22 protein-coding genes, 2 tRNA genes and 1 rRNA gene are annotated in these 22091 nt (G+C 30.3%); 19 read left to right on the forward strand and 6 right to left on the reverse strand.

Translation table 11 applies throughout. From position 1 onward, the window contains the following. The 6 genes from OCU55_RS00005 to OCU55_RS00030 form a co-directional block, all read left to right on the forward strand. A 23S ribosomal RNA gene (locus tag OCU55_RS00005) occupies nucleotides 1-95 on the forward strand; the annotation flags it as partial. Between the two features lie 65 nt (nucleotides 96-160). Then, a tRNA-Asn gene (locus tag OCU55_RS00010) sits at nucleotides 161-235 on the forward strand. A 430-nt stretch (nucleotides 236-665) separates the two neighbouring features. After that, nucleotides 666-1556 carry a polysaccharide deacetylase family protein gene (locus tag OCU55_RS00015; RefSeq protein WP_261850283.1) on the forward strand — a complete coding sequence of 297 codons (891 nt, stop codon included), beginning with the start codon at nucleotides 666-668 and terminating at the stop codon, nucleotides 1554-1556. 259 nt (nucleotides 1557-1815) lie between these two features. Beyond that, entirely contained in the window at nucleotides 1816-2502 is a 687-nt protein-coding gene (locus OCU55_RS00020) for a response regulator transcription factor (protein WP_261850284.1), read from the forward strand. A gap of 10 nt (nucleotides 2503-2512) precedes the next feature. Then, nucleotides 2513-3901: a sensor histidine kinase gene (locus tag OCU55_RS00025; RefSeq protein ID WP_261850285.1), complete on the forward strand. Its 1389-nt coding sequence runs from the start codon at nucleotides 2513-2515 to the stop codon at nucleotides 3899-3901. A 10-nt stretch (nucleotides 3902-3911) separates the two neighbouring features. Continuing rightward, nucleotides 3912-5405, forward strand: coding sequence for a hypothetical protein (locus OCU55_RS00030; protein WP_261850286.1), 1494 nt, complete (start codon nucleotides 3912-3914; stop codon nucleotides 5403-5405). 35 nt (nucleotides 5406-5440) lie between these two features. Here the strand turns inward: OCU55_RS00030 and OCU55_RS00035 are convergent, their stop codons facing one another. After that, nucleotides 5441-7306 (reverse strand): LTA synthase family protein, encoded by a 1866-nt coding sequence (locus tag OCU55_RS00035; RefSeq protein ID WP_261850287.1) that lies wholly within the window; start codon nucleotides 7304-7306, stop codon nucleotides 5441-5443. Between the two features lie 559 nt (nucleotides 7307-7865). Between OCU55_RS00035 and OCU55_RS00040 the strand changes: the two genes are divergently transcribed. From OCU55_RS00040 to OCU55_RS00055, 4 genes are read left to right on the forward strand one after another with little or no spacing between them, the layout of a single operon-like run. After that, a complete protein-coding gene (locus OCU55_RS00040; RefSeq protein WP_261850288.1) occupies nucleotides 7866-8222 on the forward strand; it encodes a hypothetical protein in 357 nt (118 codons plus the stop codon). Next, nucleotides 8206-8994 (forward strand): histidine kinase, encoded by a 789-nt coding sequence (locus tag OCU55_RS00045; RefSeq protein WP_261850289.1) that lies wholly within the window; start codon nucleotides 8206-8208, stop codon nucleotides 8992-8994. The genes OCU55_RS00040 and OCU55_RS00045 overlap by 17 nt, the downstream gene beginning before the upstream one ends. Then, nucleotides 8987-9358 (forward strand): response regulator, encoded by a 372-nt coding sequence (locus tag OCU55_RS00050; protein ID WP_261850290.1) that lies wholly within the window; start codon nucleotides 8987-8989, stop codon nucleotides 9356-9358. The genes OCU55_RS00045 and OCU55_RS00050 overlap by 8 nt, the downstream gene beginning before the upstream one ends. 4 nt (nucleotides 9359-9362) lie before the next feature. Continuing rightward, on the forward strand, nucleotides 9363-10082 hold the full coding sequence (locus OCU55_RS00055) for a LytR/AlgR family response regulator transcription factor (protein WP_261850291.1): 720 nt from the start codon (nucleotides 9363-9365) through the stop codon (nucleotides 10080-10082). Between the two features lie 53 nt (nucleotides 10083-10135). Here OCU55_RS00055 and OCU55_RS00060 read toward each other — a convergent pair whose 3' ends face one another. Next, complete coding sequence (locus tag OCU55_RS00060; protein WP_261850292.1) at nucleotides 10136-10282, reverse strand: CPC_1213 family protein; 147 nt, start codon at nucleotides 10280-10282, stop codon at nucleotides 10136-10138. A gap of 340 nt (nucleotides 10283-10622) precedes the next feature. Here OCU55_RS00060 and OCU55_RS00065 point away from each other — a divergent pair, with 340 nt between their 5' ends. Further along, on the forward strand, nucleotides 10623-11612 hold the full coding sequence (locus tag OCU55_RS00065) for an NAD(P)/FAD-dependent oxidoreductase (RefSeq protein ID WP_261850293.1): 990 nt from the start codon (nucleotides 10623-10625) through the stop codon (nucleotides 11610-11612). 222 nt (nucleotides 11613-11834) lie between these two features. On the opposite strand, the gene OCU55_RS00070 is transcribed toward OCU55_RS00065, so the two are convergent. Both OCU55_RS00070 and OCU55_RS00075 read right to left on the reverse strand, forming a co-directional pair. Then, nucleotides 11835-12404: a GDSL-type esterase/lipase family protein gene (locus tag OCU55_RS00070; protein WP_261850294.1), complete on the reverse strand. Its 570-nt coding sequence runs from the start codon at nucleotides 12402-12404 to the stop codon at nucleotides 11835-11837. Nucleotide 12405: 1 nt separating this feature from the next. Beyond that, the gene (locus OCU55_RS00075; protein ID WP_261850295.1) at nucleotides 12406-13029 is read right to left on the reverse strand and encodes a RusA family crossover junction endodeoxyribonuclease; all 624 of its coding nucleotides are present in this window, start codon (nucleotides 13027-13029) and stop codon (nucleotides 12406-12408) included. A gap of 224 nt (nucleotides 13030-13253) precedes the next feature. Here OCU55_RS00075 and tsaD point away from each other — a divergent pair, with 224 nt between their 5' ends. From tsaD to OCU55_RS00115, 8 genes are all read left to right on the forward strand, one after another. Beyond that, nucleotides 13254-14273, forward strand: a complete 1020-nt coding sequence (gene tsaD / locus OCU55_RS00080) for a tRNA (adenosine(37)-N6)-threonylcarbamoyltransferase complex transferase subunit TsaD (RefSeq protein ID WP_261850296.1) — start codon at nucleotides 13254-13256, stop codon at nucleotides 14271-14273. A gap of 14 nt (nucleotides 14274-14287) precedes the next feature. Next, nucleotides 14288-15328, forward strand: coding sequence for an alpha/beta hydrolase (locus OCU55_RS00085; RefSeq protein WP_261850297.1), 1041 nt, complete (start codon nucleotides 14288-14290; stop codon nucleotides 15326-15328). Nucleotides 15329-15416: 88 nt separating this feature from the next. Beyond that, the gene (locus OCU55_RS00090) at nucleotides 15417-16769 is read left to right on the forward strand and encodes a S1C family serine protease (RefSeq protein ID WP_261850298.1); all 1353 of its coding nucleotides are present in this window, start codon (nucleotides 15417-15419) and stop codon (nucleotides 16767-16769) included. Between the two features lie 330 nt (nucleotides 16770-17099). Continuing rightward, nucleotides 17100-17993 carry an N-acetylglucosamine kinase gene (locus OCU55_RS00095; RefSeq protein WP_261850299.1) on the forward strand — a complete coding sequence of 298 codons (894 nt, stop codon included), beginning with the start codon at nucleotides 17100-17102 and terminating at the stop codon, nucleotides 17991-17993. A gap of 14 nt (nucleotides 17994-18007) precedes the next feature. Beyond that, nucleotides 18008-19096, forward strand: coding sequence for a DUF871 domain-containing protein (locus OCU55_RS00100; protein WP_261850300.1), 1089 nt, complete (start codon nucleotides 18008-18010; stop codon nucleotides 19094-19096). A 221-nt stretch (nucleotides 19097-19317) separates the two neighbouring features. Continuing rightward, nucleotides 19318-19932: a GNAT family N-acetyltransferase gene (locus OCU55_RS00105; protein ID WP_261850301.1), complete on the forward strand. Its 615-nt coding sequence runs from the start codon at nucleotides 19318-19320 to the stop codon at nucleotides 19930-19932. A 75-nt stretch (nucleotides 19933-20007) separates the two neighbouring features. After that, a tRNA-Glu gene (locus tag OCU55_RS00110) sits at nucleotides 20008-20082 on the forward strand. An 89-nt stretch (nucleotides 20083-20171) separates the two neighbouring features. After that, nucleotides 20172-20552 carry a DUF134 domain-containing protein gene (locus OCU55_RS00115; protein ID WP_261850302.1) on the forward strand — a complete coding sequence of 127 codons (381 nt, stop codon included), beginning with the start codon at nucleotides 20172-20174 and terminating at the stop codon, nucleotides 20550-20552. Between the two features lie 155 nt (nucleotides 20553-20707). Here the strand turns inward: OCU55_RS00115 and OCU55_RS00120 are convergent, their stop codons facing one another. Together OCU55_RS00120 and OCU55_RS00125 are read right to left on the reverse strand one after the other, a co-directional pair. Further along, nucleotides 20708-21076 carry a NifB/NifX family molybdenum-iron cluster-binding protein gene (locus OCU55_RS00120; protein ID WP_261850303.1) on the reverse strand — a complete coding sequence of 123 codons (369 nt, stop codon included), beginning with the start codon at nucleotides 21074-21076 and terminating at the stop codon, nucleotides 20708-20710. A gap of 169 nt (nucleotides 21077-21245) precedes the next feature. After that, the gene (locus tag OCU55_RS00125) at nucleotides 21246-21902 is read right to left on the reverse strand and encodes a 4Fe-4S binding protein (RefSeq protein WP_261850304.1); all 657 of its coding nucleotides are present in this window, start codon (nucleotides 21900-21902) and stop codon (nucleotides 21246-21248) included. Nucleotides 21903-22091 lie beyond the last annotated feature (189 nt).

Raw genomic sequence — 22091 nt, forward strand, 5'->3', positions numbered from 1 at the left:
AAGACCCCTCGAAGAACACGAGGTTGATAGGTCGGAGGTGTAAGCATGGTAACATGTTCAGCTGACCGATACTAATAGGTCGAGGGCTTGACCAAAACAAATTATTACAAAGTTAACTTAATGCAATTTTGAAAGAACAATCTTTCTAATTAAATAATGTTCCGCGATAGCTCAATGGTGGAGCACTCGGCTGTTAACCGATAGGTTGGAGGTTCGAGCCCTCTTCGCGGAGCCATTTGAAATTGATACATCAGTTATAATTAACTGGTGTTTTTTGTTATATAAAGAAGATACAGAAATTCCATAAATTGTAATGTTAAAAAAGTTTTATGATGTTCTTTTATTAACAAAATTAATGTATAATTAATTTATATAAACCATAATAATGTAAAACTATTATATAAAATGGAGAAGTATAGTTAAAATATTATAAAAATGTGTTAAGAGTATAGTTGTTTTGTTATATAAAGACAACATGTTACAGGATTGTAATTTATTTTTATAAAAATGTAATTTATGACTTGATAATATAGTTTATTATTTATTTATGGAGAGTATATTTATTGATATTTTAAATCCATTATATTTGTTTAATACAATTGTAGGAGATGGTGGTTTTGTTTGAAGACAGTAACCTAAGGATGAAAAGAAAGAGGAAGAAGCGAATGAAAATGAGGAAACGAATTAATGGAATTATATTATTTGCAGGAACAATAGTTGTTTCCTCAATATTTGTTACTGGTTACTATAGGCATAATACGGCGAAGAGAGAAATTGTACAAGCAGCTGTAGTTGAAGGTAATGTAAAACAAGATACAAATAATTCAGCAAAGTCTAATATATCGCTTACTGAGTTTATAAATAAGGAATTAACATTAGATAAGAATGCATATGATGCAGGGACAATACAAGACTTCTTATCAAAAAATATAAAAATAAACGATGGCAAAAAGATTGTTTTTTTAACTTTTGATGATGGTCCTTCAACAACAGTGACTCCTAAGGTTTTAGAGGTATTGAAAAAAAATGATATAAGAGCTACATTTTTTATAGTAGGGAAAGAACTGGAGAAAAATTCTAGAGCAAAGCAAATTCTTTTAGATACATATAAACAGGGGAATTCTATTGGTAATCATACATATACACATATTTATAATAACTTATATCCTGGAGGCAAAGTTGATGTAGATAAGTTTATGGCTGAATTAGATAAAAATAATGATGCTATAAGAAAAGTACTAGGACAAGACTTTAAAAGTAGAATAGTAAGATTTCCAGGTGGACATATGTCATGGAAGGGCGTTGACGAAGCTGATAAGCGTTTCAATGATATAGGATATAAATACATAGATTGGAATGGTATAGTAGGAGACGCTGAAGGAAAACCTAAATCTAAAGAACAACTTCTTAATACATATAGACAAACATTTAAGAATCAGCAGAAACTAGTGTTATTAATGCATGATACATATGGAAAAGAAAATACAGCTGAGGTTCTCCCTGATATAATAGCAGATTTAAAAAATAAAGGATATGAGTTTAAAATATTAGAATAATGTACAAGCTATAAGTAGGGCGCACAGTATTGTGTATCTCTACTTTTCTAGTTTTAAAGATGAAACACTTCAATCCGAAATTTATTCTTAAAACTCTTACTGATTCTGATAAGAGAATTTTAAAATATAAATTCTAGTACGAAGTGGAGATCTATATGTTATAATCACAATAACATATAGTGTACTTAGGTTATGTTTAAATTTAATTGCATATATCTTTATTTATAGTTACTTATTATTTATATAGGATGGTGTAAATATGTCAAAAATATTATTAGTTGAAGACGAAGATAGCATAAGAGGTTTTCTTAAGATAAACTTTGAAAGAAATGATTATAAGGTAATAGAAGCTAACAACGGAGAAGAAGGAATAAGATTGGCTCTTTTAGAAAAACCTGATGTAGCCATATTAGATGTCATGCTTCCGGGAATTGATGGGTTTAAAGTATGTGAGCGACTTAGAAAAGAATATCCCAATATGGGGATAATTATGCTTACAGCAAAAGGGCAAGACATGGATAGAATTATGGGATTAGAATTTGGAGCTGATGATTATGTAGTTAAGCCGTTCAATCCGATAGAAGTAACGTTAAGAGTCAAAGCACTACTAAGAAGAATGGATGAAAAGGTGGATAAGAGTGATGGGGATAAATTGATTTTAGAACCTTTCGAAATGAATCTATACTCGCAGAAACTTTTTAAACAACAGATAGAAATCGATGTCACTCCCAAAGAATTTTTACTTATGAAGATATTTCTTGAAAACCCCGGTAAAGCATTTAGTAGAGATGAACTTTTAAATTTAGTATGGGGTGTGAATTTTTTTGGGGACCCTAAAATAGTTGATGTAAATATAAGAAGACTTAGATCAAAGATAGAGGATTCAGCTTCTACCCCTAGATATATAGAAACAGTATGGGGAACTGGGTATAGGTGGAAGAAATAGGAGATGAAATATGACTAGTATCAAAACTAAAATTACTATAAACTTTCTTGTAGCAGTTTTCGTTACTGTAACTCTTTTGGAAGTACTATTCATATTCTTTTTAAGAAAGTATTATTATGACAATACTGAAGCTTTGTTATCAAATCAAGTAAAGACTTCTGCTGATTTTTACAACAAATATTTTTCTTCTTCATCTTTAGTTGAAAACATACGTGATAATGTAGATGTTTTTTGGAAACAAACTAATGCTCAGGTTCAAATACTTGATGATGAAGGGAAACTATTAATGGACTCCTTAGGAGTTAAAGAAGGGGATATAATTGATACTGCAGATGTAAGAAAAGCTATAAAAGGTGGTCAACAAGGAAGATGGATAGGAAAGGTTTATTATGATACAAATGAAGTGATGGCAGTTTCATATCCTTTGACCTCTGGAGAAAAGGTAGTTGGAGTTCTGCGGTTTGTAACTTCGCTTAAAGAAGTGAATAAATCTATAAGAGGTATATCAATTATTTTTATATCGATTGGAGTAATGGTCTTTTTAGTAGGTGTATTTGTAAGTTATATGCTGGCAAATAGCATAGTAAATCCAATAAAAGAAGTTACTAAGGTAGCTGAGAAAATGGCTATAGGTGATTTAATGGTTAGGAGTGATAGCAAAAGATTGGATGAAATAGGTAGCTTGGCTAATACATTAGACTATATGGCCGAAGAATTAAAAAAGAGGGATGAACTAAAAAATGATTTCATATCATCTGTATCTCACGAGCTGAGAACACCTTTAACAGCTATTAAAGGATGGGCAATAGTTCTGAACAATGAAGAAACAGATAGAGCTATGCTTGATACTGGATTCAAAATAATTGAAAAGGAATCAGATAGATTATCGGCTATGGTAGAAGAGCTTCTAGATTTCTCAAGATTTGTGTCTGGAAAAGTAGATTTAAATATAGAAAGCGTTGATATAAGTCAGCTAGTTGACTATGTTAATGTATATTTAAGACCAAGAGCTGAGAGGGAAAATATAGATTTTATAGTTGATTGTGAACAAGATTTACCGACAATTGATGCTGATTCAGGAAGATTAAAGCAGGTGCTTATCAACTTGTTAGATAATGCTTTCAAGTTTACAGATTCTCATGGGAAAGTATTATTAAGGGTATATAGAGAGGATAATTCACTCAAGTTTTTAGTTAAAGATGACGGCTGTGGTATAAGCAAAGAGGATCTTCCTAGAGTTAAAGAGAAATTCTTTAAAGGAAAAAATTCTAAATCTCAGAATGGGATTGGGTTGTCTATTTGTGATGAGATAATAAATATGCATGGGGGAACTTTTAAAATTAAAAGTGAAGAAAATAAAGGAACAGAGGTAATGGTTACCATTCCTTTTGAAACTTAATGGTGTATATATGAGAATTAAGATTAAAATTTTAACAATTTTATTATTAACAATGTCTTTAATAGGTTGTACTAGTATATCAAAACCTAAGGATCAAGGAGAGATTATAGTAGCGCCTAAGGTAGCTAAGCTAGATATAAATGGAAGCTGGAAAGCAACTAATTATGAGATTATGGATAGCGGTGATAAAAATGAAGCAGAGGACTTATTAACTAGACGTATATCTTTTAATTCAGAATTGGCAGCAATAGGTCATAATTATCTTGGAAACCCTAAATACAAATTAAAAGTAATGAATCCAAATTATTTCTTAGTTAATGAGTATAAATGGACAAAAACAGATTTGGGTAATAAAGATGTAGAAATTACGTCAGTATCAGATGATAATAATGTATTTTGCGATTTTATAAAGCTTGATAACAATAGTGGCTTACTAATATATAAGGGTGTTTTATATAACTTAACCAAAACTGATGATAGTACCTTACGTCAATGGGATGTAGGAGTTAATGTAAGGTCGGAAGACTCAATGGCAAACTTGAACAAAAATTATAATGATCCTATAGGGGTTCTTATAGGATTAAAATCCTCAAGGGAAAAGCTAAGTACGGGAGAGTATGGTCCAGCTGGATATAGAACTCTATGGGTGTCTTTTAAAGATGATAAACTAAATGAACCTAAAGAGATAAAAGACTTGTTGGTGCCTCGTATGAACGGATTCTGGTCTATAAAGGTTAACTATACAGAAAATAAAGGGTATATAGATGAGGAATTTGAGGTGACTCAAGTTAATGAAAAAGAACAGATGAGCAAAGTTAGACCGATGGCTCTAGGATATGATTTGTATAGAGATATATCTTTTATAGGTAATGATTATATTGCAACACAGTATTATAAGGGAACAAATTTTAAAAATAATTATTTTGCTGAGCAAATATTACCTGTGGATAACACCAAAACCTTAAAAGGAGTAGATATAGGTACTTTATTGGGAGAAGAAGCTCAGAAATCTTTTTATATGGCATGGAATGATCAAGTTGGAAATCTATCAAAAGAGGCAAAAGAAAAACTGAATGTAGGGGCTCCTAACTATGAAAATTATACAATGATAAGAAAAAATGGACATTGGCTTATTCAAGGTAAAATTAGTGCAAATGATCAAGATAATTTTAATGGTGTTTCTTTTAATATAAATTATCCACCAACTAAAAAGCTAGTAAATCATGATAAGCTTTTTGTTTCGTGGAATTCAATAAAGGAAGTAGTGCCAGCAGCAGTTGATGCCTATACTGCTTATAATGGAAGATTGGTGTTTATTGTAACAAAAGATAAGATAGATATATATCAGATAAGAAATGGAAGCATAGTTACTAATAGTATAGGTACTATTAACCTTAAGAACGATGAAAGCGTGGTTATGTGTGAGTGGGTCGTAACTGGGCAAAGTGTTGATAAATGGGATAAAGTAGTAAACTTAATAAAAGATAGTGATAAAAAACCATAATGCATAGCATTATGGTTTTTTATAGTCAGTTAAGCTTATTTATTTTTAAAGTAATTACTCTTTATCATTTTATCTGAAATCTCTAAAGCTTTTGTAGCCTGTTCTTTATCTTTATCATTAGTGGTACCTGTACTCTTAAAAGTTTTATTGGTAAGTATTGCAAAGCTCTTATCTGTATTTAATAAATTTCTGCCTAAAGCTGAATTTATATATTTTTTCTCATCAATACCCAATACATATGCTAGAGTAGGCATTATATCTACTTGACCACCATAAGTATCGAATTTTACAGGTTCTTTAAAGTTTTTCTGGTATATGATGAATGGAACAGTATGATTACCATTATCCAAATACCAAGGTTCAGGATTTTTTAATGTATTAACCTTATCATCATAATATTTATGAACTCCAGTATGATCTCCTACGATTACAACTACTGTGTTATCAAGTAGGCCTTCCTTATCTAAATTGTCTAGGAAGATTCCTATATGTTTATCTGTATAATGAACACTTTGGAAGTAACTGCCCATAATGTTATCCTTTAGTTCACCTTTGATATTAAGTTCCTTATATTTGTCAGGAAGATCAAAAGGTCCATGACTTGTTAAGGTTACAACGAAAGAGTAAAAAGGTTGTTTTAAACTTTTTATTTTAGGAACAACTTGTCTTAAATATGTTCCATCACTTAATCCTAAACCTATCTGTTCATCATCTTCATATGAGTAATAGTCAAAGAATTTTTTAAAGCCTATACCTTTAAGTCCAGCAGCATAATTCCAAAAAGAACCCTTGTCGGCATGAATTGCAGCTGTATCATATCCCATTTCTTCAAGCAGTTTAGGTAATGAATAATAAGTAGTATTAGGATACTTAAAAAATGTACTTCCACTTCTTAATGGAAGCATAGATGTATTTACCATTAAGTCTGAATCTGAGCTTGTACCTTCGTTAACCTGTTCAAAGGTATTAGGGAAATATATTGAATTATTAATAAGCTTATTTAAGCTAGGGGTAATCTCCTGACCGTCAATCTTCTGGTTAATAACAAAGTTTTCTAGTGATTCAACTTGAATTACTAAAAGGTTTTTATTTGCAAACATGCCTTTATATTTATTATCAGGAAGGTTTTCATTTTTATCATTAAAATAGTCTTTTATTTGCTTATTTTCTGCTGCAGTTAGGGTATATGGTTTTGAATCTTTATATACATTATAAATATCTAAAACATGATATCCTACTGGTGAAAAATATCTAGCTGAATCCATTGGGTCATAACCACTAAATATGTAACTACCACTTACTTCTCTATGAAGTACATATAGATTAAAAGGAATATATCCTATATAAATAACTGAAATAACAAAAACTATAGCAAAGGATTTTACACTTCTTTTTACCTTTTTAAAATATTTTGATGCAAAAAATAGATATATAGCTAATATAATAAAGTCAATTAAAAATACTATATCATATCTACTTACTAATGAAAAAATTGTTCCTGACATGTTATCTAAGTTAGCAGTTTGAGTAGTAACTAATATAGATGGAACTGTCAAAAAACCTCTAAAGTAAAACAAATCAACAATCATAAGTAAGGTCAAAAGTATGTTTATAACAAGCATATATACATATTTTCCTACACCTTTGAATAAAAATCCAAAGCTAAGAAATGCAGCTGTAAAAGTTAAGTAATAATTAAAAAAAGGATGTGCTTTGTTATAACCAGTAAAAAAATTGAAGGAGTAAGGATCCTTATTTTCAGCAAAACCTAGGAAAAAGGCTCCCTTCATAGATATAGAATAAAGTATAAGTATATAAAAAATTACTCTAATTATTTTGTCTTTGGTAAGTCTATTAAATAATTTCTTTATGGATGAAATATTTAATTTATTTATATTCATTAAAACACCTCATTAAAATAGTATTCTTAACTAAAAAATTATATTATAAGTAAATAGATAAATCAATCGCTTTAGATAATTTGTTTGATTATTATAGGCAGATTTAATGTGGAAAACTATATAAATAATCACAAAAAACAAATTAAATCCAAGGATATACATAAATTTGTTGAAGATATCACTTATTAATTATATTATATTACTTAGATAATAGCCTATATTATGGAGCAATTTAAAGATAATTAATTAAATTTGTAAAAAATAGCATAAATATAGTGTTTTTATAAAGTAGGTAAAATATTATTGGGGATTTTGTTATATACTTTTAATTTTTAGTATATTAATGAAATAGGATAATTGTACGATAATATAAGTAGCTAAATAGTATTAATAATCATTACACTAATTTTATGTTCAAGTATTTAATTATAGATGTACCACTTCGAACCACAAGCTATTTTTAAAGCACTCACGGATTCTAATGAGAGAATTTAAATAATAAGTTTTATTACGAAGTGGTACACCCATAAAAATTAAGATAGAGAGGTACTAGACTAAAATGCTTACGGCTGGAAAGATAGTTAGGTTCATAGGAGAAGTAAGTGGACTTTCTACAGAAAAGATTTTAACAAACGTCGGAAAATACACATATAAATTAGGCCATAAAATTGAAAATGAGAAAATTGAAAGGTTAGGCTCAAAAAGTCTTCGCCTAGGAGAAGTTGCTAGTGATAAAATATGTAAAGTTTCTAAAAATGGCGAAAGGAGCATTGACGAGCTAGTAAAAAGATCTTCACTATTAGTGAAGGACTTGAAACAAAATGCTTTTAATAAAAATGTAAAGATCTATGGAGAAGCTAAAGAAATATACGGAGTAGAAAATTTTGTTGAGGGACGTTATGAAGAAAAAGACTAGAAGAAATATTATAATAGATTTTAGTATGCATATAAAAAGAACAATTGAAGTTTTTTTGATATTAGCTAATTTGTTTTGTCTATATATGGCTATAACTTATAGAATAATTTGGGTATTAGCTATTATAATTTTAAATATGTTATACTATATAATCAACTTAAAAACTACAAGATATAAAGATGAAAATTATAAAATAAAAGTTTTAGAGCGAAAACTTTTAGAGGATGAATCACATACTGTATTTAATACACTAAATATCATTTCTTATTTTTCAAGAAATGATGATAGCTTAGCAAGAAAGTTAATTGTGGAGCTAAGCACTTATCTAAGAGATGTATTAAAAAATGATAAAGAGATTGTAGAAATTGGGGAAGAGATAAAAACATTAAATTCATATATATATATTCAAAAGATAAGATTTGAGCAAGATTTAGAATTAGTTACGAATATAAATGATGTGGAATGGGTGCCTAAGCTACTTTTGCTTAGATTGATAAAATTATCTTGTAAGATAAATATAATTAATCAAAAAGAGGCAACTTCAAGGTTAGACATTTATTCAACTAATAATATTGATAATTATGTTGTAACTTGTAAAAACTTTAATAAAGAAGAGATAAATTATGAAAACTTTAATGATGAGTTTGTTAAATTTTTTAAAGAGGAACTGATGATTAAATATAAGGCGAACTTGACAATAGATATAAGCTCAGAAGAAGCTAAAATAAGTATTTATATAAACAAATCGTACTTGGGAGAAGCTGATGTTTAAAATATTAGTAGTTGATGATGAAAGGTATAGTAGAAAATTACTTAGAGAAATAATAGAAGAATTTATAGATGATGTTTTTATATTTGAAGCTTGTGATGTAAAAGAAGCAATTGAGTTAATAGAAAATAATACTCCTGATTTATTAATCACTGATTATAAGTTAGGTGGATCTAATGGGATAGATATATGTAAAATAATAAAAACAGATAGAAAGTACGAACATATAAAAACTATATTGTTGACTGGAATTATGTATGAGGATATTAAGGCTGATTCTTGGTGCTTAGATTCCTACATAGCTAAACCGTATGATGAAGATAATTTAATAAACGTGATAAATACATTAAGGGATGTAAGGGGATAGAAGAATGCTTAAAATATTAATAATAGACGATGAAAAGATCGCTATTGAAGAACTGGCATTTGTATTGTCTAAGGATGAAGATGTTGAGATAGTAGGAAAGTATACAGATGTAAAACAAGGAATTGAGAGCATAAGCGCTTTAAAACCTGATGCAGTGTTTTTAGATATATCAATGCCTGGCATAAATGGTTTTATAGCAGCAGAGGAGTTCAAGAAGATTGTAGATGATATTCAGGTTGTCTTTGTTACAGCTCACGATAAATATGCTATTAAGGCTTTTGAGTTAGATGCATCAGATTATATACTGAAGCCTTTTTCTGAGGATCGAATACTCCTAGCTATAAATAGATTAAAAGGACGCAAAGAAACTGAGAAAGATCATAGTCATAAGACATTAAAAAAACTTCCTGTGTGGAAAAAAGATTCACTTATACTTATAAATATTGAGGAAATACTTTTTTGCTATATAAAAGAAGGTAATGTTTATATAGTGACAGAAAATCAAGTATACACTAGTGAAGAGACTCTGTCACAGGTTGAAACCAGATTAAAACAATTTAATTTTATAAAGTGCCATAGGAATTATATAGTCAATCTAGAATCTATAACAAATATAGTTCCATGGATAAATGGAACCTTCATACTAAAACTTAATGGAACTGAAGAAGAGATTCCTGTAAGCAGAAATTATAACAAAGCAATTAGAGGGGTATTTAACATTTAGGGATAAAACTGAACATCACATATAAAGAGGGTACATACCCTCTTTAATTTTATCTAAATTTTGAAGTCTGTAGGGTCATAATCTTTAGCTTTTGGTTCTCCAAATACCGATGTGGTGCTTTCTTTCCTAGGATTGTGGCTTACATGTACTTTTTTATGTTTTGTTTCATCTTTTTGATGTTGTTTTGATGCTTTAGTCATAAATACTCACTTCTCCTCTCAGATTTTAATAGTTACTAAGTAGTAGTGTACTCATTTTTTAGTTTAGTATGTGTTTGAATCACTTTATCTTTAAAATCTCTAATCAGAAATTCGTTACATTTTTAGCCAGGGAATATGAGAAATTTATATTAATTCTTTGCGTAAGCTCATTAAAGCATCAGATGACTAATTAATTAATTTAAACACAATGCTATAATAGCAACTTAAATATAAATTTTATTATGAAGTGGTACATCCATAAACTATAAATAAAAAAAGAATTATGATAAAATTAATATGTTTAAATGGATTATTCTACTCAGAAGAGGTGAATTTATATATGTATCAATATGACTTAGTTGTAGTTGGTGGTGGTACGGCAGGTATAGCTGCGGCTATTTCAGCTAGTGAAAAAGGTGTAAAGAATATATTAATTTTAGAACGAGAATCAACACTTGGTGGTACTTTAAATATCTGTATACATAATGGTTTTGGTAAAAAGGTATTGAGTAAAGAAGTTACTGGACCTGAGTATGCTCAATTTTTAAAGGATAAAGTTGATGAATTAAAAATTGACTATAAGCTTGATACCGTTGTGATTGATTTAAATAGGGATAAAGTACTAAGTTATGTTAATCCCAATGAAGGAGTAGTTGATATTAAAGCTAAAAGCATAATTTTAGCTACGGGAAGTAGAGAGAAGTTTACTGGCAATATAAATATACCTACTCATAAATTTGCAGGTATATATACAGTGGGAGCAGCTCAAAGATTTGTCAATATAAATGGATTCTTACCAGGTAAAGAGATAGTAATTGTAGGGTCCTCAGATATTACCTTAGTCATTGCAAGAAGACTGCTATTGGAAGGTGCTAAGATAAAAGCTTTAGTTGAGAAAAAATCAGATGTGATCGCTAAAAGAGATAATATTAGGCGAATAGTAGATGAATTTAATATTCCACTACTTATATCTAGAGCAGTGCTTGATGTTGATGGTAGCGACAGAATAGAATCTGTAACTATAGCAAAGGTTGATAAAAGAGGCAATATAATGTATGACGAGAAAGAAAAAATTGAATGTGATTGCTTACTTTTATCTGTAGGATGGATGCCTGAAAGTGAACTAGCAGAAAAAGCTATGATTAATGTTGAGTCAAAAGCAAAATATCCAGTGATAAATGAAAAATTTGAAACCTCTATAGGCGGAATATTTGCATGTGGAAACCTAATTCATTCCTATGGCTATGCAGATAGTACAACTATTGAAGGTTATGAAGTTGGACGACAAGTAGCGGAGTATTTAAATACATATTATAAGAACATATTTTAATTCTAATAGCTCGCTCATATAGCGTCTCCTGCATAAACAATTAATTTCAACAGTATTCTTAAACATAACCTAATTTATGTAATCTCACGAGTTTAAAAAGTAGTAAGAGTTTTATTAAAGGAAGTTAAATTGATTTACAGCTTTATTAATATAAAAACCTATTAAATAGGTTTTTATATTAAGGATAGATATCAATTTAACTTCCTTTAGTATTTTAATATATTAAGAAAGTTTTTTTATTTGATCTTCAAAATCTGATGATAATTTATTAAAAATTATCTCATTTCCAAGAGCGGTAAGGTGGATTCCATCAATATAGTACTCTTCATATAGAGGAATTAGCTTATTAAGGCTAATAATCAGAGTATCTTTAATATTATTTTCAAATAAACCCTCCATGATATTTATCATGTCATTCACATAATTATAATCAATGGAAGAATACCAGCTTACTTCTGCAAGCCTCGGTAGTGTAAGGGGAGGTATTAGCACAACTGGCTTAACATTACTATTAACACAGTCGTTAACCATATAAATAATATTATCTACAATATTATCTATACTTCTTCCAGTTAATAAATCATTAGTTCCAGCCATTATGACAGCAATATTTGGCTTTAAGTCGATACAATCTCTAGAAAAACGACTTAGTATACCAACAGTAGTATCTCCATTAACACCTTTATTAACGATATCATACTTTGTGGAAGCTCTTAAAAGATTAACCCAGCCCTTAGAAGGTGATACACCATAACCATAGGTTAAACTATCGCCAATACATACTATCTTCATTTTAGAATCCTCTCCCTAGACAAGCTTTACAAATTATAGATGTTCCTTTATTAGCAGTTATGTAATCATTACCCTTTATTTTTTTTCCACATATGGAGCATGCATTTACAGAGGTTGATGTTTCTTTTTTTGATGAATTATTGATTGAAACCCTGGCTTTGTTAGATGGTGGAGAGTAAGTTACTTTTTCTATAGGTGTTTTTCTTTTCTCAATTGTATATTCCATATCAAATTCACTTTCACCAAAAAGTTCAAGCTCAAAACGAGGATTATCCTTATCGTAAAACTCTTCAATTATTATACGTCTTATCTGAGCATCATTTATTATTAAGCCGCTTTTTTCAATTCCATCAAATATGCTTTTAGTTATATTATTAGTATCGGGATGGCGTTTAAAGCTTTTATAATACACTTTTAAAACAGCTATTACGGCTTCTTCGATAACAATATTAGGATTTTGAGATCTGGCATGATAAGCTATCTCTTCCTCATATAATGCATATCTATCATGATACTGTCCACTATTATAAGGTAGTATTGCTCTACCATTGGTATTAAAAAGTTTAAAGTTTGATTTTGATATTGGTGAACCTAGTACCATAACTTTTGCGTATGAACTATTCATTAGATTAAATCTCCTTTTGTTATCAATTGTACATAATATATTTTAAGCTATAAAGTTACTTATTACAAACTAATAAAAGAACGTTAGTTTGCTATTTTGAATATATTCCTTAAGTTTTTATGAAGAAATTCTTAATTAAAATTTTTCCAGTACTAATTCGTTGATAATCATTTGTCAATCAAGTATAATACTTAATGAATTTATTAATAAAAGAGGTAGTAAACATGAGTAGAACGTTAATTTTAGCAATAGAAAGTAGTTGTGATGAAACTGCAGCAGCAGTAGTTGCAGATGGAAGAGAAGTTCTTTCTAATATAATTTCATCACAAATTGATATACATACAAAGTTTGGCGGAGTAGTGCCAGAGGTTGCATCAAGAAAACATATAGAGGCTATAAATTCGGTTGTAGAAGAAGCTCTGGAAGTAGCAAAGGTTACTCTTGATGATATAGATGCTATAGGAGTTACTTATGGACCAGGACTCGTTGGAGCGTTATTAGTAGGGGTTCAATATGCAAAAGGCTTAGCTTACTCATTGAATAAGCCTCTAATAGGGGTAAACCATATAGAAGGACATATTTGCGCTAATTTTATAGAGCATAAGGATTTGAAGCCACCTTTTGTATGTTTAGTTGTATCAGGAGGACATACTTTTATAGTTCATGTTCAGGATTTTGGTAAGTTTGAAGTTATAGGACAAACAAGAGATGATGCTGCTGGAGAGGCTTATGATAAGGTAGCAAGAGCCATTGGACTTGGATATCCAGGAGGTCCTAAAATTGATAAACTGGCAAAGGAAGGTAATCCACAAGCTATAAGTTTTCCGAGAGCAAATTTTCACGATAATAGCTTAGATTTTTCTTTCAGTGGAGTAAAATCTGCAGTACTTAATTATCTAAATAAGATGGATATGACAGGACAAGAAGTAAATAAGGCAGATGTAGCGGCTTCCTTCCAACAAGCAGTAATAGATGTTTTAACTGAAAATGTAATAGAAACTTGTAAAAGAAAAGATGTTGATAAAATAGCAATTGCTGGTGGAGTTGCATCTAACAGCGCCTTAAGAAGAGAACTCACAGAGAATGCTGGTAGAAAAGGAATTAAGGTTTTATTCCCTGCACCAGTTTTATGTACTGATAATGCTGCGATGATTGGGAGTGCAGCTTATTTCGAGTATATCAAAGGAAATATTTCAGCTATGGATTTAAATGCAAAACCAAACCTTAAACTTGGCGAAAGGTAATCAGGTGGCCTTACATGAGTTTTATTCCATATTCAAACAGTTTTCATAAGATAAATTTAAAGGATCCTATAAAACCATTTAAAATATTTAAAATATTTGTTTATTTGCTTTTGGCTGTATTACTTTTTGGGTTTATATATAAAACAATCGATACAAAGATAATGGACTCTAAGATAAAGCCTAAAGGAAAGTATGTAAGAATAGACGGTGAAAAGTTTAGTTACGATGTTTATGGCAGCGGGGATTATACCGTTATCTTAGATGGAGATGTAGGACTTGACATGTCACAGTGGAGAAATGTCGTCAATGGATTGAACAATGGATTTGATGGAAGTGTATTTATGTATGATAGAGAAGGGTATGGATTTAATGATTCAGGTTCTAAAAAAACCATCGAAGATCAAGCAAGGGATCTTAAATTGGTTTTAAAGAAGGCTGGTGTAAGTGGTCCATACATATTAGTAGGAGAAGGATATGGAAGTCTTGTTATGACTAATTTTGCAAAGATTTTTCCGCAAAATATAGCAGGAATGGTATTAATAGATCCAATTAATGAAAAGACCCTCTCAGATGCAAAAAGTATTAAAAAATATAGCAGTATTCTCACAAAAGAAAAAGTTTTACATGTGGGTTCATATATTGGACTAACTAATCTTTTAGATAAATTTAATTTACTAAAAGATAATAAAAGTTTTTTGGACGAGCTAAGTAGTTATGATAAAGATGAATTTGCATATCACAGGTTAGGACGTAATTATAATGGTGCATATAAAAATGAACTTAATAATCTTGTGAACGGAAAAAGTAATTCTCAAGACCAGGGGCTTATACAGGATAAACCTCTTTCATTGGTAATCAATGCAAATGGTGATGTGAATATGCAAAAGGAATTGTCAAAGTTATCAAAGATTGATTTGATTGATTTAAAAACTGTCAATAATAAGGATAAAGTAACCTCTCAAACTAACAGTGATATAGTAATAGATCAGATAAAGGCTGTAGCAAAAAAATATAAGCAGATAAAGAAGCTTCAAGATCAAAATAATAAAAAATAAAAAAATTATAATTGTCATTAAATTGTCACAGAGAAGCTTTATTATAAAAACATAGAGATGAGATAAATTACATCAGGAGGGATAATAGATGGATAACTTTAATGATGATTTTAATAATGAAAACAAAAACAAGTTTACAGACGACTTAAATAATACTAGCAGTTATAATAACTATGACAATAATTCAAATAACGTAGCTAACAATAACACAAATGAGCAAAGTTTTGTATTTGTAAACAATGATACTCAAACCCAAGTTGATAAGCCGGTTACAAATTGGCAGACTGTAGAGTATACTAAGCCTTTGAATGACAATGCACCAAAGAAGAGAAAAGGAAGAGGAAAAGTAGCTGCTTTGGTTGCAGGAGCATTGGTTTGTGCAGTAATAGGTGGTGGCGTTGGTGCAGGAACTCTGTATTACTTAGAAAAAGGAAATGGTGGTTCAACTACTTTAGGTAGCGGAAGTACTGCTATAAAAAATGTAACATATGATCCACCTAAGTTTGCAAGTTCAACTACAGCTATGAGCGTAACAGATGTAGTAAAAAAGGTATCTCCTGCTGTTGTAACAGTATCTACGAAGAGTGTAGTAAGTTCTCAAAACTTCTTTGGACAGCAGCAACAGCAACAACAAGAAGGTGTTGGTACTGGTTTCATAATCAACGAACAAGGCTATATATTAACCAACTATCATGTTGTATCCGGTGCTACACAAGTTAAAGTAACACTTAGCGATGGAAAAGAGCTAAATGCAAAAGTGTTAAATTATGATGCAAACCAAGACTTAGCAGTAGTTAAGGTTACAGATAGCTTTAAAGTACCAGCAGTTGCTGAACTTGGAGATTCAGATGCTCTTCAATCTGGTGAAGAAGTTATAGCTATAGGAAATCCATTAGGAAAAGAATTTGTTGGAACAGTTACAAAGGGAATTGTAAGCTCTACAGCAAGAACTATCGATATAAGTGGAACTAAAGCAACTTACATCCAAACAGATGCTGCAATAAACCCAGGTAACAGTGGAGGTCCTTTAATTAACTCTAAAGGACAGGTAATAGGAATAAATACAGCTAAGACATCAGAAACAGGTGTAGAAGGTATAGGCTTTGCAATTCCTATAAATCATGCTAAAGATAGCTTGGACTCTCTTTCTAAACCAAAAATAGTTATAGGAATAGGCGTTAAAAATGTAACTGATGAAGATTCAAAGGCTTATAATCTTCCAGTAGGTGTTTATGTTACTAGTATTTCCGACTTCTCATCTGCAGAAAAAGCAGGAATACAAACTGGAGATGTTATAACAAAGTTTGAAGGAAAACAAGTTAAAACAATTGATGAACTTAACAAGTTAAGAGATGCTCATAAAGCTGGAGATAAGGTTAGCATTACTGTAGTTAGAGACGGAAAAGAAGTAAGCCTACAGTTAACATTGCAAACTCAATAATTATTTGAAGTTGAATGCCTTATACAGTAATCTGAGATCATAATAACAGAAAATTAGATTTTAATGACAATAGACTAGGTTAGATATATTTAAATAGAAGCACTGATACTATTAAATCCCCCCTTTTTTAATAGTATCAGTGCTTTATTTTCAAAATAAGAAAATAATTCATGATAACAATTACATATAAAGTATTGCTAAAGTGATTTTAGATATATATCATATAAGTAAGAGAATTTTTAAGAATATTTTTTAATTTAATCTGGTACATACATCTATACATGTGTTTATGATAGATAAATATTATTTGAGTCAAGGGGGAGTGAGTTTATGAAGTATGTTATTGGAGTTGATGGAGGAGGCACTAAAACGGAAACTATTGCCTTCGATATGAAAGGCAATATATTAATGGCATCTATAAAGGGGTTTGGTAACCTTTTAAACGATAAGGTACAGGCTTTAAACAATATAGAAGCTTCCATTAAAGATATAACTGATGCTTTTGGTACTGAAGATTTGGCTTATATATATATGGGACTAGCAGGCTCTGAATTTGGCAATAATGCAAAACTTGTAGAAGCTACTATAGAAAATAGTTTCAAAGTGCCATGCGAAGTTATGAATGATGGTGAGTTAGCCTTAAAAGCATTATTAAAAGGCGAAGACGGGATTTTAACTATAGCTGGTACTGGCTCAATATGCTTTGGAATAAACAATAAAATAAGTGAAAGAGCTGGAGGCTGGGGAAACCTATTAGGAGATGAGGGAAGTGCTTATAAAATTGCTATTGAAGCACTTAAACTTATGATTTACGAAAGAGATTATAAAATGCCATTCAGCAATTTAAGTATAAGTATTTTGAATTATTTAAACATAAATAAGGCAGAACAAATAGTAGAATTTGTATATTCATCAACAAAAGATGAGATTGCTGTACTTGCTGCTGTGGTTTCCGAAGAGGCTGAGAAAGGAAATGAAGCAGCTAGAAATATACTAGTAACTGAAGGAATAAGCCTTGCAAAGACTACGGAATGCGTATACAAAAAACTTAACTTCCATAGTTGCAGTATTGGACTTGTAGGTGGAGCTATAAGAAAGTCAGAAATATTAAGAAATGCATTCGAAGAATATTTAGAACAAAGATTAAATATTATAAGCTTTATTGATGAGGATATGTCACCTGCAAAAGGTGCTTATTATATATATAGAAAATCATTTGAATAAAGGAGAAAAATAAAATGAAAAGATTAGGCATATCAGTTTATCCAGGTCATCAAAGCACTGAAGAAATAATAGAGTATATAAATTTAGCTGGTAAATACGGTTATAAAAGAATTTTTACATGTCTTATCTCAACAGATAAAGATATAGATGAGACAGTAAGTGAATTTAAACAAGTGTTAGCAGCTGCTAAGAATAATGATATGGAAGTAATTGCAGATCTAGATCCAACTGTATTTAAAAGATTAAACGCTACAATACATGACTTAGGAATATTTAAAGAAATGGGACTTGACGGCATAAGATTAGACATGGGCTTTAGCGGTATGGAAGAAACCTTAATGACCTACAACAAATATGGTCTTAAGATAGAATTAAATATGAGTAGTGGTACTAAATATGTTGATAATATAATGTCTTATAAACCTAATTTAGAAAATTTATATGGATGTCATAATTTCTATCCACATGTTTATACAGGTTTATCCTATGAACATTTCTTAAAATGCTCTATACAATTTAGAGATTTTGGTCTTAAAACAGCAGCTTTTGTAAACTCTGAAACTGCAAATCATGGTCCATGGCCAGTATCTGAAGGTCTTTGCACATTAGAAGAACATAGAACTCTCCCAATAGCAGTACAAGCTAAGCACTTGTTTGCTACTGGACTTATAGATGATGTTATAATAGCAAATGCATTTGCTTCAGAGGAAGAATTAAAGGCTTTAAGTGAAGTAAATAGAGAAATGTTAGAATTTGATGTTGAGCTTGAAGAAAATATATCCGACATTGAAAAGAAAATAGTTTTAGAAGAATATCACTTTAATCGTGGTGATGTATCAGAATATATGGTGAGAAGTACTCAAAGTAGAGTAAAGTATAAAGGACACGGGTTCCCTCCATACAACACTCCAGATATGAAAAAAGGAGATATACTGATTGACTCAGATCTTTATACAAGATATGCTGGTGAACTTCAAGTTGCCTTAAAGCCTATGAAAAACTATGGCAAAACTAATGTGGTAGGACATATTGTTGAAGAGGAGTTATTCTTACTTGACTACCTAGAACCATGGAGAACCTTTGGATTTAGATTAAAGAAGTAATTTAAGTTTAATCTCAATAATAATGTTAAACATAGTAGAACTATAAAATAAATTAGAATAAAGATTAGTTAATATAAAGAACTACTTTACTGTGAGATAGCTGTAAATGACTCTAAGATGGATTAGGGTTTTAAGGCTATACTTTAGGAAAGTAGTTCTTTTTGGTTCTAAAAATACAGAATGTTGCATACATATAAAAAAAGGGCTTAATGGAGGTAATTATGCCTTTACTTGCACGTTTTAAATTAAATAATGTAGAGAATGTATTTAACGATTTTATAGAGCTGGAAACAGAAGATTATAAGTTAAGAAAGCTAACTAAGATGGATGCTAAAGACATTATAGATATATACGAAAACAAGGATATAATGACATACGATAGAGCTCTATTCATAAAAAATGAGAGTAGTGCAAAAAAATTTATTGAGCAGCTTAATGATATGTATGAGGAAAGAGAAAGAATAGATTGGGCTATAGAAGATAAAAAGCTAGGCAAAGTAATCGGCCTTATTGCACTTTTTAATATAAGTGTGTTAGATTCTAGAGCAGAAGTAGGATATGTACTAAATAAAGATTATACAAACAAAGGTATAATGCAGTATATTTTAAAATGGATGGTGGATTTCTCTTTTAATTTTCTTGGGATACACAAGTTAGAAGCTAACGTCAACGCACAGAATACTCCCTCTATAAAGCTGTGTGAGAAGATAGGCTTTGAAAGAGAAGGACATAGAAAAAAGCAGGATTTTGACAGAAGAACTGGTGAATATAATGATAATTATACTTATGGGCTCATCAATGATAAATGGGAGATTATTTTAGAAAAAATAGAATAAAAAGAACATTTCATATAAATTTTAAAGAATACTGTTGCAAAAATAAGAAAAAGTGGTACAATATTACTTGTACCTGGCCCGTTGGTCAAGTGGCTAAGACGCCACCCTCTCACGGTGGAATCAGGGGTTCGATCCCCCTACGGGCTACCAAATAAGAAAAATCTAAGGTTTTACACTATTGTGAACCTTAGATTTTTTTGTTACAGAAAGAAATTTAAACTAAATGAGGGGAATAATATATGCCTAGACCTAGAAAATGCAGAAAGGTTTGCTGTTTACCAGAAAGAGAGATATATGGACCACTTGATGTTAGTGTCAACGAAGATAATCTAATAATAATGACAGTGGATGAATATGAAACTATACGACTTATTGATTTAGAAGGATTTACTCAGGAAGATTGTGCAAATCAAATGAATATTGCACGTACGACTGTTCAAGGAATTTATAATGAAGCAAGAAGAAAACTTGCTGAATCCTTAGTCAATGGAAAAGTGTTGAAGATTCAAGGTGGAGACTATGAGCTTTGCAGTGAGGTTAAAATAGGATGTAGCAATGGCAGATGCTGTAGACATAGATGTAAGAGAGAGTTGGCTCATAAAGAAGATAAAAGTCATTAATTTTGTAGGTAAGATATTAACAATAATGGTATCAATATTTTATAAGATAGGGTTACATAGACAGTGCATTGATAGTGTCTAAACAAAAAACAGTCAGTTATTATAGAGTTGAGAATATAATAACTGACTGTTTTTTGTATTTTAGCTAATAAAGCTTAATGATTACATTTGTGATCATTATCATGCTCATGGCAACTATCTCCTGAGTCCACAACAGAACCTTCTAACCAATTTTGAGCAACGGTTTTTACATCACCTGAACATCCACGTAATACATCAATACCAGAGTTGTTCAGTACTCTTAATGCTCCTTGCCCCATGTTGCCTGCTAACATAAGTTTTACACCCATTTCTGAAAGAACTTGCGCAATGTTTGATTTACAGCCGCAGCCTTCTGGAGAAGCAACATTTTCAGAATCAATTATTTCTTTAGTATCAGTATTAACTGTGAAAACAGTAAAGTATTCACAGTGGCCAAAATGGTCATCAATTTTATTTTCACGAGATGGTAATGCAATTTTCATATATTTGTACCTTCCTTTAAGTGTATTTAATACGATAGTAGTTAAAAAAGCAGGTTATTGACATATGTCGTTTATCTTTATGATAACATATTACTGACATATGTCAATAACTGCAATATATATACTCACTTTAACTAAAGGACTTAAATATAGAGATATTATTATATTTCTATTTATTATTATAATTAATAGATTTTTTAGGACATTTGTACACACATCTTTTGCATTGAATACAATCTGGATGATCTATAGCTCCGTTCTTATAATGATAAGGGGATATACCCATAGGGCAATTCTTTTCGCATAGTCTGCAAGACACACATGAATTTTCTACTTGTAGAAGAGAAGCTCTATTTTTTCTGTTTTTAAACTTAGAAATTAATGCAGCTAAGCTTCCCATAGGACAGAAATTACACCAAGTCCTTTCAGTATAAAATAAAGATAATACTATTCCTATTATTGTAGTAACAACTATTAATCTATATACTACAAAGCCCATTTCGTAAAGATTGCCCCAGTTTTTTATCATTCCTGTAGTGAATACAGTTAACATAAGTATAGTAACTAAAGATCTAAAGAATACTGACTTTAAAAATGCTGGTACTTTTCTCTTTCTACTAAACTTTGAGACTACATTATCGTAAAAACTACCTCTTGGACAAAGATTTCCACACCAAAATCTCCCTTTAAAAAGAGAAACTATAATTGGTGCCACCATACAAATCGTAGCAAATAGGCCGATTCTAAAATCGAAAAGCCCTAGGATTATAAATGTGATTAATAGGATGTAAGAATACTTCTTCCAAAACTTTAAAAATGATTTCATAAAGTAAACCTCCACAATAAATAATATACCCCTATGGGGAATCACAAAAGCTATTTTATTAGATGATTTTTCATCAGTCAATTTACAAAAAGCTTATTATATTAAATTGACTTGCAATAGCTCTTTATTGATACTAATATTAATATATTAGAATATTCTAATATTGTGACGGTTTAAAAAATAAAATAT

The sequence above is a fragment of the Clostridium folliculivorans genome (assembly GCF_024341905.1).
In the GTDB taxonomy this organism is placed as follows: Bacteria; Bacillota; Clostridia; order Clostridiales; family Clostridiaceae; genus Clostridium_AR; species Clostridium_AR folliculivorans.

Coding starts and splice junctions, on each gene's coding strand:
- OCU55_RS00125 (WP_261850304.1), bottom strand. CDS start 21,902: ATGAAATCATTTTTAAAGTTTTGGAAGAAGTATTCTTACATCCTATTA.
- OCU55_RS00070 (WP_261850294.1), bottom strand. CDS start 12,404: ATGAAGATAGTATGTATTGGCGATAGTTTAACCTATGGTTATGGTGTA.
- OCU55_RS00045 (WP_261850289.1), top strand. CDS start 8,206: ATGAAGAAAAAGACTAGAAGAAATATTATAATAGATTTTAGTATGCAT.
- OCU55_RS00065 (WP_261850293.1), top strand. CDS start 10,623: ATGTATCAATATGACTTAGTTGTAGTTGGTGGTGGTACGGCAGGTATA.
- OCU55_RS00090 (WP_261850298.1), top strand. CDS start 15,417: ATGGATAACTTTAATGATGATTTTAATAATGAAAACAAAAACAAGTTT.
- OCU55_RS00025 (WP_261850285.1), top strand. CDS start 2,513: ATGACTAGTATCAAAACTAAAATTACTATAAACTTTCTTGTAGCAGTT.
- OCU55_RS00085 (WP_261850297.1), top strand. CDS start 14,288: ATGAGTTTTATTCCATATTCAAACAGTTTTCATAAGATAAATTTAAAG.
- OCU55_RS00075 (WP_261850295.1), bottom strand. CDS start 13,029: ATGAATAGTTCATACGCAAAAGTTATGGTACTAGGTTCACCAATATCA.
- OCU55_RS00100 (WP_261850300.1), top strand. CDS start 18,008: ATGAAAAGATTAGGCATATCAGTTTATCCAGGTCATCAAAGCACTGAA.
- OCU55_RS00035 (WP_261850287.1), bottom strand. CDS start 7,306: ATGAATATAAATAAATTAAATATTTCATCCATAAAGAAATTATTTAAT.
- OCU55_RS00060 (WP_261850292.1), bottom strand. CDS start 10,282: ATGACTAAAGCATCAAAACAACATCAAAAAGATGAAACAAAACATAAA.
- OCU55_RS00020 (WP_261850284.1), top strand. CDS start 1,816: ATGTCAAAAATATTATTAGTTGAAGACGAAGATAGCATAAGAGGTTTT.
- OCU55_RS00055 (WP_261850291.1), top strand. CDS start 9,363: ATGCTTAAAATATTAATAATAGACGATGAAAAGATCGCTATTGAAGAA.
- OCU55_RS00120 (WP_261850303.1), bottom strand. CDS start 21,076: ATGAAAATTGCATTACCATCTCGTGAAAATAAAATTGATGACCATTTT.
- tsaD (WP_261850296.1), top strand. CDS start 13,254: ATGAGTAGAACGTTAATTTTAGCAATAGAAAGTAGTTGTGATGAAACT.
- OCU55_RS00095 (WP_261850299.1), top strand. CDS start 17,100: ATGAAGTATGTTATTGGAGTTGATGGAGGAGGCACTAAAACGGAAACT.
- OCU55_RS00115 (WP_261850302.1), top strand. CDS start 20,172: ATGCCTAGACCTAGAAAATGCAGAAAGGTTTGCTGTTTACCAGAAAGA.
- OCU55_RS00040 (WP_261850288.1), top strand. CDS start 7,866: ATGCTTACGGCTGGAAAGATAGTTAGGTTCATAGGAGAAGTAAGTGGA.
- OCU55_RS00030 (WP_261850286.1), top strand. CDS start 3,912: ATGAGAATTAAGATTAAAATTTTAACAATTTTATTATTAACAATGTCT.
- OCU55_RS00015 (WP_261850283.1), top strand. CDS start 666: ATGAAAATGAGGAAACGAATTAATGGAATTATATTATTTGCAGGAACA.
- OCU55_RS00105 (WP_261850301.1), top strand. CDS start 19,318: ATGCCTTTACTTGCACGTTTTAAATTAAATAATGTAGAGAATGTATTT.
- OCU55_RS00050 (WP_261850290.1), top strand. CDS start 8,987: ATGTTTAAAATATTAGTAGTTGATGATGAAAGGTATAGTAGAAAATTA.